The following is a 15,331-nucleotide window of genomic DNA, read 5'->3' on the forward strand; positions in this document are numbered from 1 at the left end:
ATATTGTCGACAATTGTCTAAGAACGAACTTAAACAGCCCGCTCGCTGTCAGATCGCGGCGCGCTGGCGTCGAAACGTTGGCGTGATAGAATGCCGCGCTTCCCAAGGGAGTATGGATAGTGTGTCTGCCACCCCCTGGGGTGTTGACAGATGAACGAGGATGCTTGCGCAGTACTTGCCAGTCGCCTTGCCCCGAACCCGCACAGCACCGCGCCAGGATTTATGAGACTTACACCCGCTTCATTGCTGTTCTGCCTCGCCCTGCTGCCGGCCCTTGGCCAGGCGGCGGAAAAGACCGTCTACGGTCTGAACGAATACGCCCGCCTTTCCGACCTCGACCTGGAAGTGGCGGCCAAGCTCGACACCGGTGCCAAGACCGCGTCGCTGAGCGCACGCGACATCAAGCGCTTCAAGCGCAACGGCGAAAGCTGGGTACGTTTTTATCTGGCCATCGACGCCGCCCATTCGCACCCGATCGAACGGCCACTGGCCCGCGTCAGCAAGATCAAGCGGCGCGCCGGTGACTACAATCCTGACGAGGGCAAGGCCTACACGGCCCGCCCGGTCATCGAACTGGACATCTGCATGGGCCAGGCACTGCGCACCATCGAGGTCAACCTCACCGACCGCAGCGCCTTCCAGTTCCCGCTGTTGATCGGCTCCGAGGCGCTCAAGCATTTTGACGCCCTGGTCGATCCAAGCCTTAAATACGCGGCCGGCAAACCCGCCTGCGCCACCAAAGCTCCCACCGCAGAGTAAACCCGATGCGCTCTCTTACCCTTCACCTGAAAGTCCTGATCACCGTACTGGTGCTCCTGGGCGTGCTGGTCACGGCCTACCAGATCTTCATCCTCGGCATCCCGGTGACCGAAGATGCGACCGACGACCTGTGGAACATCGACGCCAAGGTCGAATTCGTCGCCAACCCGAAGGACCCGGTCAAGGTGCAGATGTTCGTGCCACCGCTGAACCGTGACTACGTGAGCCTCAACGAGAGCTTCATCTCCAACAACTACGGGGTGAGCGTCAACCGCGCCGACGGCAACCGCAAGGTGACCTGGTCGGCACGCCGCGCCAGCGGCAACCAGACGCTCTACTACCGCCTGGTGCTGACCAAGCGCTACAGCAGCGAGAAGGCCACGGTCAAAGGGCCGACCTTCCGCGACAGCCTGGCCCTGGAAGGCCCCGAGAAGATCGCCGCCGAAGCCCTGATGGCCCCGATCCGCCAGCACTCGGCAGACGTCGAAACCTTCGTCAGCGAGACCATCAAGCGGGTCAACAACCTCAACGACGACAACGTCAAGCTGCTGCTGGCCGGCGACACCTCGTCCATGAAGAAGGCCCAGGTCATCGACCTGCTGCTGTCGATCGCCCACGTGCCGATGGAAAAGGTCCACACCATCCGCCTGGTCGCCGACACCCCGCAAACGCCTGAACTGTGGCTGCGCAGCTTCAACGGCAACGACTGGCTGTACTTCAACCCGGACACTGGCGAACAGGGCCTGCCCAGCGACCGCCTGCTGTGGTGGACCGGCGATGACAATCTGATCACCGTCGATGGCGGCAAGAAGGCCAATGTCACCTTCAGCATGAACAACAGCGAGATGAATGCCATCCGCCTGGCCAAGCTGACCGACGAGAACACCGACGCCGACTTCCTCGAATATTCGCTGTACGGCCTGCCCCTGCAGACCCAGCAGACCTTCATGATCATGGTGATGATCCCGATCGGCGTATTGGTCATCCTGGTGCTGCGCAACCTGATCGGGCTGCAGACCCTCGGCACCTTCACCCCGGTACTGGTCGCCCTGGCCTTCCGTGAAACCCAGCTGGGCTTCGGTATCGTGCTGTTCACGGTGATCACGGCCCTGGGCCTGTCGCTGCGCTCATACCTTGAACACCTGAAGCTGCAGATGCTGCCGCGCCTGTCGGTGGTGCTGACCTTCGTGGTGGTACTGATCGCTGCCATCAGCCTGTTCAGCCACAAGCTGGGCCTGGAGCGCGGCCTGTCGGTGGCCCTGTTCCCGATGGTGATCCTGACCATGACCATCGAGCGTCTGTCGATCACCTGGGAAGAGCGTGGCGGCGGCCATGCCATGAAGGTGGCCATCGGCACGCTGTTCGCCGCGTCCATCGCACACCTGCTGATGAGCGTGCCGGAACTGGTGTACTTCGTCTTCACCTTCCCTGCCGTACTGCTGATCCTGGTGGGCTTCATGCTGGCGATGGGTCGCTACCGCGGCTACCGCCTGACCGAGCTCGTTCGCTTCAAGGCTTTCGTGAAGGCTGACGCTTGATGTTCGGACTGATCAAGACCTGGAAAGCCCTGGAGGCCCGGGGCATCATGGGTATCAATCGGCGCAATGCGGACTACGTCCTGAAGTACAACAAGCGCCACCTGTACCCGATCGTCGACGACAAGATCATCACCAAGGAGCGTGCGCTCAAGGCCGGCATCCATGTGCCGGAGATGTACGGCATCATCGAGACCGAGAAGGAAATCGACAAGCTCGAGCAGATCATCGGCGGGCGTAACGATTTCGTCATCAAGCCGGCCCAGGGGGCTGGCGGTGACGGCATCATGGTCATCGCCGACCGCTTCGAGGACCGTTACCGTACCGTCTCGGGCAAGATCATCAGCCACGAGGAGATCGAGCACCAGATCTCGAGCATCCTGACCGGCCTGTACTCGTTGGGCGGGCACCGCGACCGCGCGCTCATCGAGTACCGGGTGACCCCGGACCAGATCTTCAAGAGCATCAGCTACGAAGGCGTGCCGGACATCCGCATCATCGTGCTGATGGGCTACCCGGTGATGGCCATGCTGCGCCTGCCGACGCGCCAGTCCGGCGGCAAGGCCAACCTGCACCAGGGCGCCATCGGCGTGGGTGTGGACCTGGCCACCGGCGTGACCCTGCGCGGCACCTGGCTGAACAAGATCATCAGCAAGCACCCGGACACCACCAATGCGGTGGATGGCGTGCAGTTGCCGAACTGGGACGGCTTCATGAAGCTGGCTGCCAGCTGCTATGAACTGTGCGGCCTGGGCTACATCGGCGTGGACATGGTCCTGGACCAGGACAAGGGCCCGCTGATCCTCGAGCTCAACGCCCGCCCCGGCCTGAACATCCAGATCGCCAACGACTGCGGCCTGACCCAGCGCACCCATGCCATCGAGGCACACCTGGAAGCGCTGGCCAAGGATGGCGTGAAGGAAGACGCCGAGCAGCGCGTGCGCGTGTCCCAAGGGCTGTTCGGACACGTTCATCCGCAGTGACCCCCGGGGCCGCCTCGCGGCCCTGTCGCCGGCAAGCCGGCTCCCACATTCAGAAACACCGCCGTATCTGTGGGAGCCGGCTTGCCGGCGATGGGATATCTCGCTATTTGAATGTAATGCCCAGCGCTAGGCGCATCCACCGCACAGGTCTACAATCCCCTCCTCGCTTTGTCATCGCCGCCCACTCTGATGCCAACCTGTACGCTCCACCCCCTGCCCTACCAGCCCGATCCCGCCCATTACTTCGCCCGCCTGCGCCAGGCGCCCGGCGCGATCCTGCTCGACAGCGCCCGCCCCGGCGCAGAGCGCGGCCGCTTCGACCTGCTCAGCGCCTGGCCATTGCAACATCTGCAAGCCCAGCCCAGGGAAGACGGCCGGGCCTACCTGCAACGCCTGCGAGAAGCCCTGGCCCAGCTGGGCCATGCGCAGCTGCCAGGCGGCATCGAGCTGCCCTTCGCGGGCGGCCTGATCGGCTACCTGAGCTACGATTTCGGTCGGCGCCTGGAACAACTGCCGAGCCTGGCCAGCGACGACCTCGGCCTGCCCGACGCCCAGCTGGGCCTGTACGCCTGGGCCCTGATCAGCGATCATGCGCTCGGCACCACGCAACTGGTGTTCCACCCAAGCCTTGCCAGCACCGAGCGCCAGCGCCTGGTCCAGCTGTTCGAGGCCCCCGAGGCCGTGGAAGGCAGCGACTTCCGTTTGCTGGCGCCCATGCGCGGCGACCTGCTGCCAGCGCAGTACCGCAGCGCGTTCGACAGGGTCCAGCAGTACATCCAGGCCGGTGACTGCTACCAGATCAACCTGACCCAGCGCTTTCGCGCCCCCTGCCAGGGCGACCCGTGGCGGGCCTACCAGGCCTTGCGCAAGGCCTGCCCCACGCCGTTCTCCGGCTACCAGCAACTGGCCGACGGCAGCGCGCTGCTGAGCTTTTCGCCGGAGCGCTTCATCCAGGTCAGCCAGGGCCAGGTCGAAACCCGGCCGATCAAGGGCACCCGCCCCCGGGCCCGCGACCCGCTGGAAGACGCGCGCAACGCCGCCGAACTGCAGGCAAGCCCCAAGGATCGTTCGGAAAACCTGATGATCGTCGACCTGTTGCGCAACGACCTGGGGCGCACCTGCGAAATCGGTTCGGTGAAGGTGCCTGAGCTGTTCAGCCTGGAGAGCTACCCCAATGTCCATCATCTGGTCAGCAGCATCACCGGCCGCCTGGCCGCCGGCAAGGACGCTCTGGACTTGATCGGCGACAGCTTCCCCGGCGGCTCGATCACCGGGGCACCGAAGATCCGCGCCATGCAAATCATCGACGAGTTGGAGCCCACGCGCCGCGCGCTGTATTGCGGTTCGCTGCTGTATGTGGACGTGCGCGGCGAAATGGACAGCTCCATCGCCATCCGCAGCCTGCTGGTCAAGGATGGGCAAGTCAGCTGCTGGGGTGGCGGCGCGGTGGTGGCCGATTCCGAATGGGAAGCCGAGTACGAGGAATCCATCGCCAAGGTGCGGGTGCTGATGGAAACCTTGCAGCGCCTGTGATTCGACGCCCCCGGTCCAATCGCCGGCAAGCCGGCTCCCACGGGTACGACGGTGCCTCTGAAAACATCGCGAGACCGGTGGGAGCCGGCTTGCCGGCGATAGCGCCCGGACAGACACTGCCAAAGCCATTTTTTGTTACCATCAGCCCATTACGAGCGCGCAGCGCCACTCACCCGATGGAAACCGCCTGATGAGCCAACCCTTCGACGTCGCCGCCCTGGCCGCGACCTATGCCAGCAAGTCCCCCCAGGACATCCTCAAGCTCGCCTTCGAACACTTCGGCGATGACCTGTGGATCTCGTTCAGCGGCGCCGAGGACGTGGTGCTGGTCGACATGGCCTGGAAGCTGAACAAGCAGGTCAAGGTGTTCAGCCTCGATACCGGCCGGCTGCACCCGGAGACCTACCGCTTCATCGACCAGGTGCGCGAGCAGTACAACCTGCCGATCGAGATCCTCAGCCCCGACCGCGACAAGCTCGACCCCTTCGTCAAGGAAAAGGGCCTGTTCAGCTTCTACAAGGACGGCCACGGCGAGTGCTGCGGTATCCGCAAGATCGAGCCGCTGCGTCGCAAGCTGGCCACCGTGAGCGCCTGGGCCACCGGCCAGCGCCGCGACCAGAGCCCAGGCACCCGCAGCCAGGTGGCCGTGCTGGAAGTGGACTCGGCATTCTCCACGCCCGAGCGCACCCTGTACAAGTTCAACCCGCTGGCGCAGATGACCAGCGAGGAAGTCTGGGGTTATATCCGCATGCTCGAGCTGCCCTACAACAGCCTGCATGAGCGCGGGTTCATCAGCATCGGCTGCGAGCCCTGCACCCGACCTGTGCTGCCGAACCAGCACGAGCGCGAAGGGCGTTGGTGGTGGGAAGAGTCCACCCAGAAGGAATGCGGGTTGCACGCGGGCAACCTGATCAGCAAGGCATGAAATGAACACCGGGGCGCGTAGCGGCCCCGAAAGTTCCGGATCAGTGCACCGGCAGCTCGACACCTTCGAACAGGTCTTCAAGCTCCTGCTTGTTATGGCACTGGATCGCCTTGGCCATCACCTCACGGGTCAGGTGCGGAGCGAACTTCTCGATGAAGTCGCACATGAAGCCGCGCAGGAAGGTGCCACGACGGAAACCGATCTTGGTGATGCTGGCCTCGAACAGCTCGCTGGCATCCAAAGCCACCAGGTCGCTGTCGAGCTTGGTGTCCACGGCCATCTTGGCCACGATGCCCACACCCAGACCCAGGCGCACATAGGTCTTGATGACGTCGGCATCGGCTGCGGTGAACACCACCTTGGGCGTCAGGCCACGATGGTTGAAGGCTTCGTCAAGCTTCGAGCGGCCGGTGAAACCGAACACGTAAGTGACGATCGGGTATTCGGCGACCGCCTCGAGGGTCAGCTTCGGCAGTTTGGTCAGGGGGTGGCCCTGGGGCACGACCACGCAACGGTTCCATTTATAGCAAGGCATCATGATCAGGTCGCCGAACAACTCCAACGCCTCGGTGGCGATGGCGAAGTCGACGGTACCGTCGGCGGCCATCTCGGCGATCTGCATCGGCGAGCCCTGGTGCATGTGCAGGGCCACTTCCGGGTATTGCTTGATGAAGTTGCTGATCACCGGCGGCAACGCATAGCGCGCCTGGGTGTGGGTGGTGGCGATGGACAGGGTGCCCTTCTTCTCGTTGGAGAATTCCTGGGCAATCTGCTTGATGCTCTCGACCTTGCGCAGGATCTCGCCTGCGGTGTTGATGATGCGTTCCCCCGCCGGCGTGACGCGGGTCAGGTGCTTGCCGCTGCGGGCGAAGACTTCGACGCCAAGCTCGTCCTCGAGCAGGCGGATCTGTTTGCTGATCCCGGGCTGGGAGGTATAGAGGCTCTGCGCTGTCGCGGAGACGTTGAGGTCATGGTGCGCCACTTCCCAGATGTAGCGCAGTTGTTGAAGCTTCATAGGTTTCCCTCGGATCAGCGGTAGGTCACCGGCAGCTGGCAGCGACGAGATATAACTATATTAGTGGTTCTCGAAATAAATCTAGAACTATTTTGTTACATGCCACGGATTCGCCCCACCCCCGTCCTCACCCTTTCCTACGCCCTAAATGCTGGGCCAGCGGCACCATGTAGACGGGCACAGGCGACAGTTGCAGCAACCGCGCCGCCGTCCGACCAATCGGTACATCTACCCCCGCCCCCTGGCTGTGGCTGCCGAAGATCAGCAGATCGACATTCAGCCGCCGGGTCTGCTCGATGATCACCTGGGCCGGGTCGCCCTGGCGCACCCTGACCGCACGGATCAAGGCCAGGTCCGCCTCCTCGCCCAATTCGTCGCGAAAATTCTCCAGCACCCGCTGTTCGATGTTGGCCAGGACCGTATTCACGCCTTCGCTGTGCAGGGCGTCCAAGGTCTGCTCGTCGAGGTAGCTCTGCAGCAGGGACTCAGCGAACTGCCCCATGGGCTCGACCGCATGGATCACATACAGCTCTGCGTTGAAGGTCCGCGCCAGGGCCAAGGCGTGCTGCATGACAAAAGGCGCGTATACCCCGAGGTCGGTGGCATACAGCATGGAATGGATCATTCGACCTCCTCGACTGCCGCAACGGCAGAGCAAGGTTCAGCTTAGCAGCGCCATGCAACGCCGCCCGCGCCATCCGGCGCGCTGGCGCCACGGGCTTGGCGGGCCCGGGCCGGGGATGCGAAGGGGGCGCCGCAGGCCCGTCGGGCACCACTTGGCGATGAAAAGTCGATTTGACGGTAAAAACCCCGTGACGACAGGGGTCAGCCCATTGTCGAGCCACCTTGTAACGCGCTAAGGTTCGGCTCCCCGTTGCGAACAATCTTGCTGCTGGGCCGCACGGGGCTGGCGGCCGGCACCCGTGACCTGACGAGTAACACGATGGCTGATTTACCGATCGACGACCTTAACGTTGCCTCCAACGAGACCTTGATCACCCCTGATCAGCTCAAGAAGGAGCTCCCCCTCAGCGCCCAGGCCCTGCAGACCGTGACTGCCGGCCGCGAAGTGGTGCGCAATATCCTCGACGGCAAGGACCATCGACTGTTCGTCGTGGTTGGCCCCTGCTCCATCCATGACATCAAGGCCGCCCATGAATATGCCGAGCGCCTGAAGGTGCTGGCCGAAGAAGTGTCCGACACCTTGTACCTGGTGATGCGCGTGTACTTCGAGAAGCCGCGCACCACCGTCGGCTGGAAGGGCCTGATCAACGACCCGTACCTGGATGACTCCTTCAAGATCCAGGATGGCCTGCACATCGGTCGCAAGCTGCTGCTTGACCTGGCCGAAATGGGCCTGCCGACCGCCACCGAAGCCCTCGACCCGATCTCCCCGCAGTACCTGCAGGACTTGATCAGCTGGTCGGCCATCGGCGCCCGCACCACCGAATCCCAGACCCACCGGGAAATGGCCTCGGGCCTGTCCTCGGCGGTCGGCTTCAAGAACGGCACCGATGGCGGCCTGACCGTGGCCATCAACGCCCTGCAATCGGTTTCCAAGCCGCACCGCTTCCTGGGCATCAACCAGGAAGGTGGCGTGTCCATTGTCACCACCAAGGGCAACGCCTACGGCCACGTGGTGCTGCGCGGTGGCAACGGCAAGCCGAACTATGATTCGGTCAGCGTCGCCCTGTGCGAACAGGACCTGGCCAAGGCCAAGATCAAGCCCAACATCATGGTCGACTGCAGCCACGCCAACTCCAACAAGGACCCTGCCTTGCAGCCGTTGGTGATGGAGAACGTCGCCAACCAGATCCTCGAAGGCAACCAGTCGATCATCGGCCTGATGGTCGAAAGCCACCTGAACTGGGGTTGCCAGGCGATTCCGAAGGACCTGGGCGAACTGCAGTACGGCGTATCCATCACCGATGCCTGTATCGACTGGAGCACCACCGAGAAGGCCCTGCGCAGCATGCGCGCCAAGCTCAAGGACGTCCTACCCCAGCGTCAGCGCGGCTGACACCTAGTTGCAACGAAAACGCCGGGCAATGCCCGGCGTTTTCATGTTCGTGGAACCAACCTGGTTCAGGCCTTGCTCGAATGGCGCTGCTGGCGCTCCATGTAGCGCTCCACGTACGAGCAGGACGGGATCACCGTGTAGCCCATCTGTTCGGCATATTCCAGGGCCTTTTCGGTCAAGGCAGCGGCGATACCACGCCCACGCAGGGCATTGGGCACGAAGGTGCGATAGATATCCAGCGTCTGCTTGCCCAGGTCCATGTACGTCAGGTAAGCCCGGTGACCGTCCACATTGGTCTCGAACTGATGACCGGCCTGGTCATGGTGGATGGTCAACGCTTCACTCATCACTACTCCTCGCAGGTCTTGTCGGCAGACCCTTACCTTTACCGATGGTTTTTCCGGCGGAGGAACCTCTACGCCACCCCTGCCCCCTTGGACCGCCAGGCGATCCGAATCGTTCTGCAGCATGGGCACCTACAAATAGTAGGCGCCACAAGCCGGATTGCTCAAGGTGGCAGCGGGTAAAAATGCCCAAGGCGTGCCTCGAGCCGTTTTGCAACGGCCCCGGTTTGTTGTAGGCCTAAGACGCCGGTCGACCGTTAAAGTCACCTTTAGTTCAACAAAAAGTTTCTGCAACACAATCATTTGCGAAGGCTGCGCAAAATTTTCACACTGCCCATACAAAGGTTGTCACCTTCTCCCCTCCGGCAACATTTTTTTTGCAGTTCTTGCGCTCAGTCAGTTTACTTACTACAAGTAATGGGTACTATGTACGCCGGCCAGTTTCTCTTTTCCGAGAGATGGCTATTTAATAGAAAGTCCTTGAAGGGGAACACGATGAACAACGTTCTGAAATTCTCTGCTCTGGCCCTGGCCGCAGTTCTGGCTACCGGTTGCAGCAGCGTCTCCAAAGAAACCGAAGCTCGCCTGACTGCTACCGAAGACGCAGCAGCTCGCGCTCAAGCCCGTGCCGATGAAGCCTACCGTAAGGCTGATGACGCTCTGGCTGCCGCTCAGAAGGCTCAGCAGACCGCTGACGAAGCCAACGAGCGCGCTCTGCGCATGCTGGACAAAGCCAGCCGTAAGTAATAATCCTCACGGATTGTTATGGAGCCGACCCACTAGTGGGTCGGCTTTTTTATTGCCGGGTGAAAAGCACAGCGCAAAAACGAACAAGGCCTGCACTAAGGCAGGCCTCGCTCGAGAGGGTTTAACCGGAGACCGGCCCCGCGTTAAACACAATGTCGTTACTGCAGCTCCGGCGGAATGCTCGATACCATCGGCGCCGCTTGCCCGCTGACCGGTACAGCGATTTCCACGGGCATGCCATCTTCGGCCGCCACCACATCGCGCACCATGTCCCAGTTCATGCGCAGGTTGTTGGCCAAGTCTTCACGCTTGAGCAAGGCATTGATGACAGCGGTGTGTTTATCCACCACCGACGGATCGCCATGATCGTCCAATGGCGTGTGGGCCTCGAGATAGACCTTGCCGCCACTGATGCCGAACTTGTAGGGCTCGTTGATGATACGCACCGGCGTACCCACCGGCACCATCTTGGACAGTTCCAGCACATTGTTGTTGAGCATGCGGAAGCAACCGTGGCTGGTACGCATGCCGATACCGAACTTCTTGTTCGAGCCATGGATCAGGTAGCCCGGCACGCCCAGGGTGAACTTGAACGGCCCCAGCGGGTTGTCCGGCCCGGCAGGCACCACGGCCGGCAGGATGTCACCATCGGCGGCATGCTCGGCACGGATCGAGGCCGGCGGTGTCCAGGTCGGGTTCGGGGTCTTGGCGGTGATCTTGGTGTTGGCGATCGGCGACCCCCAACCTTCGCGCCCGATACCCAGCGGGAAGGTGTGCACCACGTTCTGCCCTTTCGGGTAGTAGTACAGACGGTACTCGGCCAGGTTGATGACGATACCTTCACGAGGGCCCGGCGGCAGGATGTAGCGGGTCGGCAGGATGATTTCGGTGCCGGCGCCCGGCAGCCACGGGTCGACGCCCGGGTTGGCCGCGATCATCTCGGTGTAGCCAAGGTCATTGGCAGTGCCGATGTCGGCAAAGGTGTCCTCGTACTTGGCCTTGATCACCTGGACCTGGCCGACGATGTCTTCACCGGGAGGTGGCAACGGCAACTCCAGCGCAACGGTGGGCCCCGCTACCAGCAGGGCGGCCAGGGAGAGGCTACGGGAGACGGCGGGAAGGCGCGGCAACATCCGGTAAATCCTTCGAAAGAGAGGTCAAGAGAATCGATTGTACACCTGCGCCGGTACAAGCGGGAGGCGTCTGCGCTTCAGATGATGGAAGGCGCTCAGAGTTCCGGCCACACCGGGCGCATGCCGCGCCGCTGGGCATCGAGGATTGCCCGGCACAACGGGCACAGGCGGCCATCGCGATAGACCGAGCGCTCCACCCCGGACCAACGCGGTTGCGCAGGCAGAAGGCCGCCGCACAAGGTGCGGTCGGCCGGCACGCCCAGCTCGAGCTGGCGAGCCACCAGGTGAACGCGAACCTCCTGGCAGGCGAACAGGTCGAGCTGCTCATCGGGCTCGATCAGTTGATAGGCATACAAGGACCAGGCGGGGCGTGGCATCGGGGGCTCTCGAAACGGGGGGCGCAACATTAGCCGAAAGCCGCTCCCGATAAAAGCGTCACAACAGCGGTTTTATCGCCGGCCAGGCATTTTCCAGCAAACGCTGCTGCGCAGCCTGGGCCGGATGGATACCATCGGCCTGCATCATCTGCGGCACGCCGCCAACACCTTCGAGGAAGAACGGCACCAGCGGCACCTGTTTCTGGGTCGACAGCTGCTCGTAGACCTGGGCGAACGCCTGGGTGTAGCGCACGCCATAATTGGGCGGCAGGCGCATGCCCAGCAACACCACCTTGGCACCGGCCTCGCGGGCCTGGTCGATCATCGAGGCAAGATTTTGTTGCAATTGTTGCGGCGGCTGGCCACGCAGCCCATCGTTGCCGCCCAGCTCCAGCACCACCAAGCTCGGCTGGTGGGCTGCAAGCAGCGCCGGCAGCCGCGCCTGGCCGCCTGCGCTGGTGTCGCCACTGATCGAGGCATTGACCACCCGATCGTCAAACCCTTCCTCCTTGAGCTTCTGCTGCAACAGGGCCACCCACCCCAGGCGGGTATCCAGGCCAAAACCGGCGCTGATACTATCCCCGACGACCAGCAGTGTACCCGCCGCCGCAGTCTGGGCCAGGCAATACAGGGCCAGACCGGCACTCAACCACCACACTCGCATCGGATTCTCCATGGGCCCCAGCATTCTCGTTGCGCAGCACCTTAGCAAAGTGGTCCCCAGCGCGGAAGGCGACCTGACCATCCTGCACGCGCTTTCCCTCTCCCTCGAGCAAGGCGACAGCCTGGCCATCGTCGGCGCCTCGGGCTCCGGCAAGTCGACCCTGCTCGGCCTGCTCGCCGGCCTCGACCGGCCCAGCGCCGGCAAGGTCATCCTCGCCGGCCACGACCTGGGCGCGCTGGACGAGGACCAGCGCGCAAGGGTACGGGCCGAGCATGTAGGCTTCGTGTTCCAGTCGTTCCAGTTGCTCGACAGCCTCAATGCGCTCGAGAATGTCATGCTGCCGCTGGAGCTGGACGGCCGCCGCGATGCCCGCGAGCACGCCCGCAGCCTGCTGGAGCGGGTTGGCCTGGGCAAGCGCCTGAGCCATACGCCGCGGCAGTTGTCCGGCGGCGAGCAGCAGCGCGTGGCAATCGCCCGGGCCTTCGCTGCCCAGCCGGCCGTGCTGTTCGCCGACGAGCCCACTGGCAACCTCGACAGCCACACCGGGGAACGCATCAGCGACCTGTTGTTCGAACTGAACAAGGAGCGCGGCACCACCCTGGTACTGGTCACCCACGATGAGCGCCTGGCCCAGCGCTGCCGTCGCCTGATCCGCCTGGATGCCGGCCGCCTGGTGGCGCCCCTGGAGCCCTGATGACCCGCCTGTCCTTTTCCCGCCTGGTCGGCCTGGCCCTGCGCCAGTTGCTGCGCGATGCCCGTTCCAACGAAGTGCGGGTGCTGTTCTTCGCCCTGCTGGTCGCCGTGGCGGCCAGTACGGCCATCGGCTATTTCGGGGCGCGCCTGAACGGCGCCATGCAACTGCGTGCCAGCGAGTTCCTCGGTGCCGACCTGGTCGTGCAAGGCAGCTCCCCGGCGCGCGAAGACCAGATTGCCGCAGGCAAGGCCGCTGGGTTGCAACATGCACAGGTGGTGGAGTTCACCAGCGTGGTCGGCGCGGACGCCGGTATTGAGCTGTCAAGCGTCAAGGCCGCCGACGCGGCCTACCCCTTGCGCGGCCAACTGCGCAGTGCCGCCACGCCCTACGGCGCGCAAACCCCGGGGGGCGGCCCCGCGCCCGGCGAGGCCTGGGTAGAGGCGCGCCTGCTGGTGGCGCTGGGGCTGTCGATTGGCGACAGCATCGATGTCGGCAGCAAGACCTTGCGCATGACCCGGGTGCTGACCTACGAGCCGGACCGCGCCGGCAACTTCTACAGCCTGACGCCCCGGGTGCTGATGAACATCGCCGACCTGGAAGCGACGGGCGTGATACAGCCCGGCAGCCGGGTCAGCTACCGCGAGCTGTGGCGCGGTACACCGCAAGCGTTGATGCAGTACCGGCAAGGGCTGGAAAAAGGCCTGGCAGCCAACCAGCGCCTGCTCGACACCCGCGACGGCAACCGGCAGATCGGCGGTGCCCTGGGCAAGGCCGAGCGCTACCTGAACATGGCCAGCCTGGTGGCGGTGCTGCTGGCGGGCGTTGCCGTGGCCCTGTCGGCCAGCCGCTACGCCGCCCGTCGCCTGGACGCCAGCGCACTGTTGCGCTGCCTGGGGCTGTCACGCCACCAGGCCCTGGGCCTGTATTGCCTGCAACTGGCCATGCTGGGCCTGGTGGCAGCCCTGGTCGGCGCCCTGCTCGGCTGGCTGGCGCAACTGGGCCTGTTCGCACTGCTGCATGGCCTGGTTCCGGGGGACGTACCGCCCGGCGGCGTCGCGCCCGCCTTGGCCGGGGTCGGCACCGGCCTGGTGGCCCTGGCCGGTTTCGCCCTGCCCCCCTTGGCCGCCCTTGGGCGTGTGCCACCGCTGCGGGTGCTGCGCCGCGACCTGTTGCCGATGCCGCCGAGCAGTTGGCTGGTGTACGGCGCCGCCCTGCTCGCCCTGGGCCTGATCATGTGGCGTTTGAGCCTCGACCTGCTGCTGACCTTCGCGTTGCTCGGCGGCGGTCTGCTTGCCGCCTTGCTGCTTGGCGGCCTGCTGTTGCTCGGCCTGCGCAGCCTGCGTCGCCTGCTGGCCGGTGCCCCACTGCCCTGGCGCCTGGGCCTGGGCCAGTTGTTGCGCCATCCCTTGGCTGCGGCAGGCCAGGCCCTGGCCTTCGGCCTGATCCTGCTGGCCATGGCCGTGGTCGCCCTGCTGCGCGGCGAGTTGCTCGACACCTGGCAGGCACAGCTGCCCAAAGATGCGCCCAACCATTTCGCCCTGAATATCCTGCCTGGCGAACGCGAACCCTTCGCCCAGCGCCTGCAAGCGATCAATGCCAGCTCGGCGCCCTTGTACCCGGTGATCCCAGGTCGCCTGACCCAGATCAACGGGCAGCCAGTGCGCCAGCTGGTGAGCAAGGAGTCCGCCGGCGAGCGCGCCGTGCAACGCGACCTCAGCCTGACCTGGGCTGCCGAACTGCCCCAGGGCAACGCCCTGAGCGCCGGGGCCTGGTGGAACGCACCACCGGACAACGACGGGCTGCCTGGGGTTTCGGTGGAGGCGCAGCTGGCCGAAAGCCTCAAGCTCAAGCTCGGTGATGTCCTCGATTTCGATATCGGCGGCCAGCAGCGCCAGGCACGGGTCAGCAGCCTGCGCACGGTACATTGGGACAGCTTCCAGCCCAACTTCTACATGATCTTCCAGCCCGGCACCCTGCAGGGCCTACCCACCACGTACCTGACCAGCTTCTATCTGGCACCGGGGCATGACGCCGAAGTGGTCGCCCTGTCGCGGGCGTTTCCAGCCGTGACGATTCTTCAGGTCGATGCCTTGCTGGCGCAGCTGCGCAGCATCCTGACCCAAGTCACCCTGGCGGTGGAGTATGTACTGTTGTTCGTGCTCGCGGCCGGGTTGGCGGTGTTGTTCGCGGGGCTCCAGGCGACGCTCGACGAACGCATTCGCCAAGGCGCGTTGCTGCGGGCACTGGGGGCCGCACGGCCGTTGCTGGTCAAGGCGAGGCGGATCGAATTCGGCCTGCTCGGGGCGGTGAGCGGATTGCTGGCGGCGCTGGGCTGCGAGGTGATTACCGGGGTGCTGTACCGGTACGCCTTCGACCTGGCCTGGACGCCACACCCCTGGCTGCTGCTGTTGCCGCTGGCGGGTGCGTTGCTGGTAGGTGGCGCCGGCGTGGTCGGGACCCGCCGGGCACTCAATGCCAGCCCACTGACAGTATTGCGCGAGGGCTAGCCAGCTCCCACCTGCCCTGCGCTGTTTTCAGAGCCACCGCCATACTTGCGGGAGTCGGCTTGCCGGCCATTGGCCAGAACAGGCGATGGGAGGCC

Annotated in this window: 15 protein-coding genes; 9 read left to right on the top strand and 6 right to left on the bottom strand. The window is 64.1% G+C overall.

Annotation, left to right across the window (positions count from 1 at the left end; genetic code table 11):
• Window positions 1-222 precede the first annotated feature (222 nt).
• The 5 genes from ACNFCI_RS19650 (at window position 223) to ACNFCI_RS19670 (ending at window position 5,735) form a co-directional block, all read left to right on the top strand.
• Complete coding sequence (locus ACNFCI_RS19650) at window positions 223-759, top strand: ATP-dependent zinc protease (RefSeq protein ID WP_084855440.1); 537 nt, start codon at window positions 223-225, stop codon at window positions 757-759.
• Window positions 760-764: 5 nt separating this feature from the next.
• Complete coding sequence (locus tag ACNFCI_RS19655; RefSeq protein ID WP_084855441.1) at window positions 765-2,297, top strand: inactive transglutaminase family protein; 1,533 nt, start codon at window positions 765-767, stop codon at window positions 2,295-2,297.
• Complete coding sequence (locus tag ACNFCI_RS19660; protein ID WP_084855442.1) at window positions 2,297-3,277, top strand: alpha-L-glutamate ligase-like protein; 981 nt, start codon at window positions 2,297-2,299, stop codon at window positions 3,275-3,277. The genes ACNFCI_RS19655 and ACNFCI_RS19660 overlap by 1 nt, the downstream gene beginning before the upstream one ends.
• A 189-nt stretch (window positions 3,278-3,466) precedes the next feature.
• A complete protein-coding gene (gene pabB, locus ACNFCI_RS19665; RefSeq protein ID WP_084854747.1) occupies window positions 3,467-4,810 on the top strand; it encodes an aminodeoxychorismate synthase component I in 1,344 nt (447 codons plus the stop codon).
• A gap of 190 nt (window positions 4,811-5,000) precedes the next feature.
• Window positions 5,001-5,735 carry a phosphoadenylyl-sulfate reductase gene (locus ACNFCI_RS19670; protein ID WP_084854748.1) on the top strand — a complete coding sequence of 245 codons (735 nt, stop codon included), beginning with the start codon at window positions 5,001-5,003 and terminating at the stop codon, window positions 5,733-5,735.
• Window positions 5,736-5,775: 40 nt separating this feature from the next.
• Here the strand turns inward: ACNFCI_RS19670 and cysB are convergent, their stop codons facing one another.
• Window positions 5,776-6,750 carry an HTH-type transcriptional regulator CysB gene (cysB, locus tag ACNFCI_RS19675; protein WP_084854749.1) on the bottom strand — a complete coding sequence of 325 codons (975 nt, stop codon included), beginning with the start codon at window positions 6,748-6,750 and terminating at the stop codon, window positions 5,776-5,778.
• A gap of 127 nt (window positions 6,751-6,877) precedes the next feature.
• Complete coding sequence (locus tag ACNFCI_RS19680) at window positions 6,878-7,375, bottom strand: universal stress protein (RefSeq protein ID WP_084854750.1); 498 nt, start codon at window positions 7,373-7,375, stop codon at window positions 6,878-6,880.
• Window positions 7,376-7,693: 318 nt separating this feature from the next.
• Between ACNFCI_RS19680 and ACNFCI_RS19685 the strand changes: the two genes are divergently transcribed.
• Window positions 7,694-8,770, top strand: a complete 1,077-nt coding sequence (locus ACNFCI_RS19685) for a 3-deoxy-7-phosphoheptulonate synthase (RefSeq protein ID WP_368829841.1) — start codon at window positions 7,694-7,696, stop codon at window positions 8,768-8,770.
• Between the two features lie 65 nt (window positions 8,771-8,835).
• On the opposite strand, the gene ACNFCI_RS19690 is transcribed toward ACNFCI_RS19685, so the two are convergent.
• On the bottom strand, window positions 8,836-9,117 hold the full coding sequence (locus ACNFCI_RS19690) for a GNAT family N-acetyltransferase (protein WP_084854752.1): 282 nt from the start codon (window positions 9,115-9,117) through the stop codon (window positions 8,836-8,838).
• Window positions 9,118-9,609: 492 nt separating this feature from the next.
• On the opposite strand from ACNFCI_RS19690, the gene oprI reads away from it, so the two are divergent.
• Window positions 9,610-9,861, top strand: a complete 252-nt coding sequence (gene oprI, locus ACNFCI_RS19695) for an outer membrane lipoprotei OprI (RefSeq protein WP_003259780.1) — start codon at window positions 9,610-9,612, stop codon at window positions 9,859-9,861.
• A 158-nt stretch (window positions 9,862-10,019) separates the two neighbouring features.
• Here the strand turns inward: oprI and ACNFCI_RS19700 are convergent, their stop codons facing one another.
• The 3 genes from ACNFCI_RS19700 to ACNFCI_RS19710 all read right to left on the bottom strand — a co-directional run bounded on the left by ACNFCI_RS19700 (window position 10,020) and on the right by ACNFCI_RS19710 (window position 12,035).
• The gene (locus ACNFCI_RS19700) at window positions 10,020-10,994 is read right to left on the bottom strand and encodes a L,D-transpeptidase family protein (protein ID WP_084854753.1); all 975 of its coding nucleotides are present in this window, start codon (window positions 10,992-10,994) and stop codon (window positions 10,020-10,022) included.
• A gap of 95 nt (window positions 10,995-11,089) precedes the next feature.
• A complete protein-coding gene (locus tag ACNFCI_RS19705) occupies window positions 11,090-11,371 on the bottom strand; it encodes a hypothetical protein (protein WP_084854754.1) in 282 nt (93 codons plus the stop codon).
• A 58-nt stretch (window positions 11,372-11,429) separates the two neighbouring features.
• Complete coding sequence (locus ACNFCI_RS19710) at window positions 11,430-12,035, bottom strand: arylesterase (protein WP_084854755.1); 606 nt, start codon at window positions 12,033-12,035, stop codon at window positions 11,430-11,432.
• Between the two features lie 10 nt (window positions 12,036-12,045).
• Here ACNFCI_RS19710 and ACNFCI_RS19715 point away from each other — a divergent pair, with 10 nt between their 5' ends.
• Window positions 12,046-12,729 (top strand): ABC transporter ATP-binding protein, encoded by a 684-nt coding sequence (locus ACNFCI_RS19715; protein WP_324817483.1) that lies wholly within the window; start codon window positions 12,046-12,048, stop codon window positions 12,727-12,729.
• Window positions 12,729-15,236: an ABC transporter permease gene (locus ACNFCI_RS19720; RefSeq protein WP_368829840.1), complete on the top strand. Its 2,508-nt coding sequence runs from the start codon at window positions 12,729-12,731 to the stop codon at window positions 15,234-15,236. Before ACNFCI_RS19715 ends, ACNFCI_RS19720 begins: the two co-directional genes overlap by 1 nt.
• Window positions 15,237-15,331 lie beyond the last annotated feature (95 nt).

This window comes from Pseudomonas sp. NY15356 (assembly GCF_048068175.1).
Classification (GTDB): domain Bacteria; phylum Pseudomonadota; class Gammaproteobacteria; order Pseudomonadales; family Pseudomonadaceae; genus Aquipseudomonas; species Aquipseudomonas putida_K.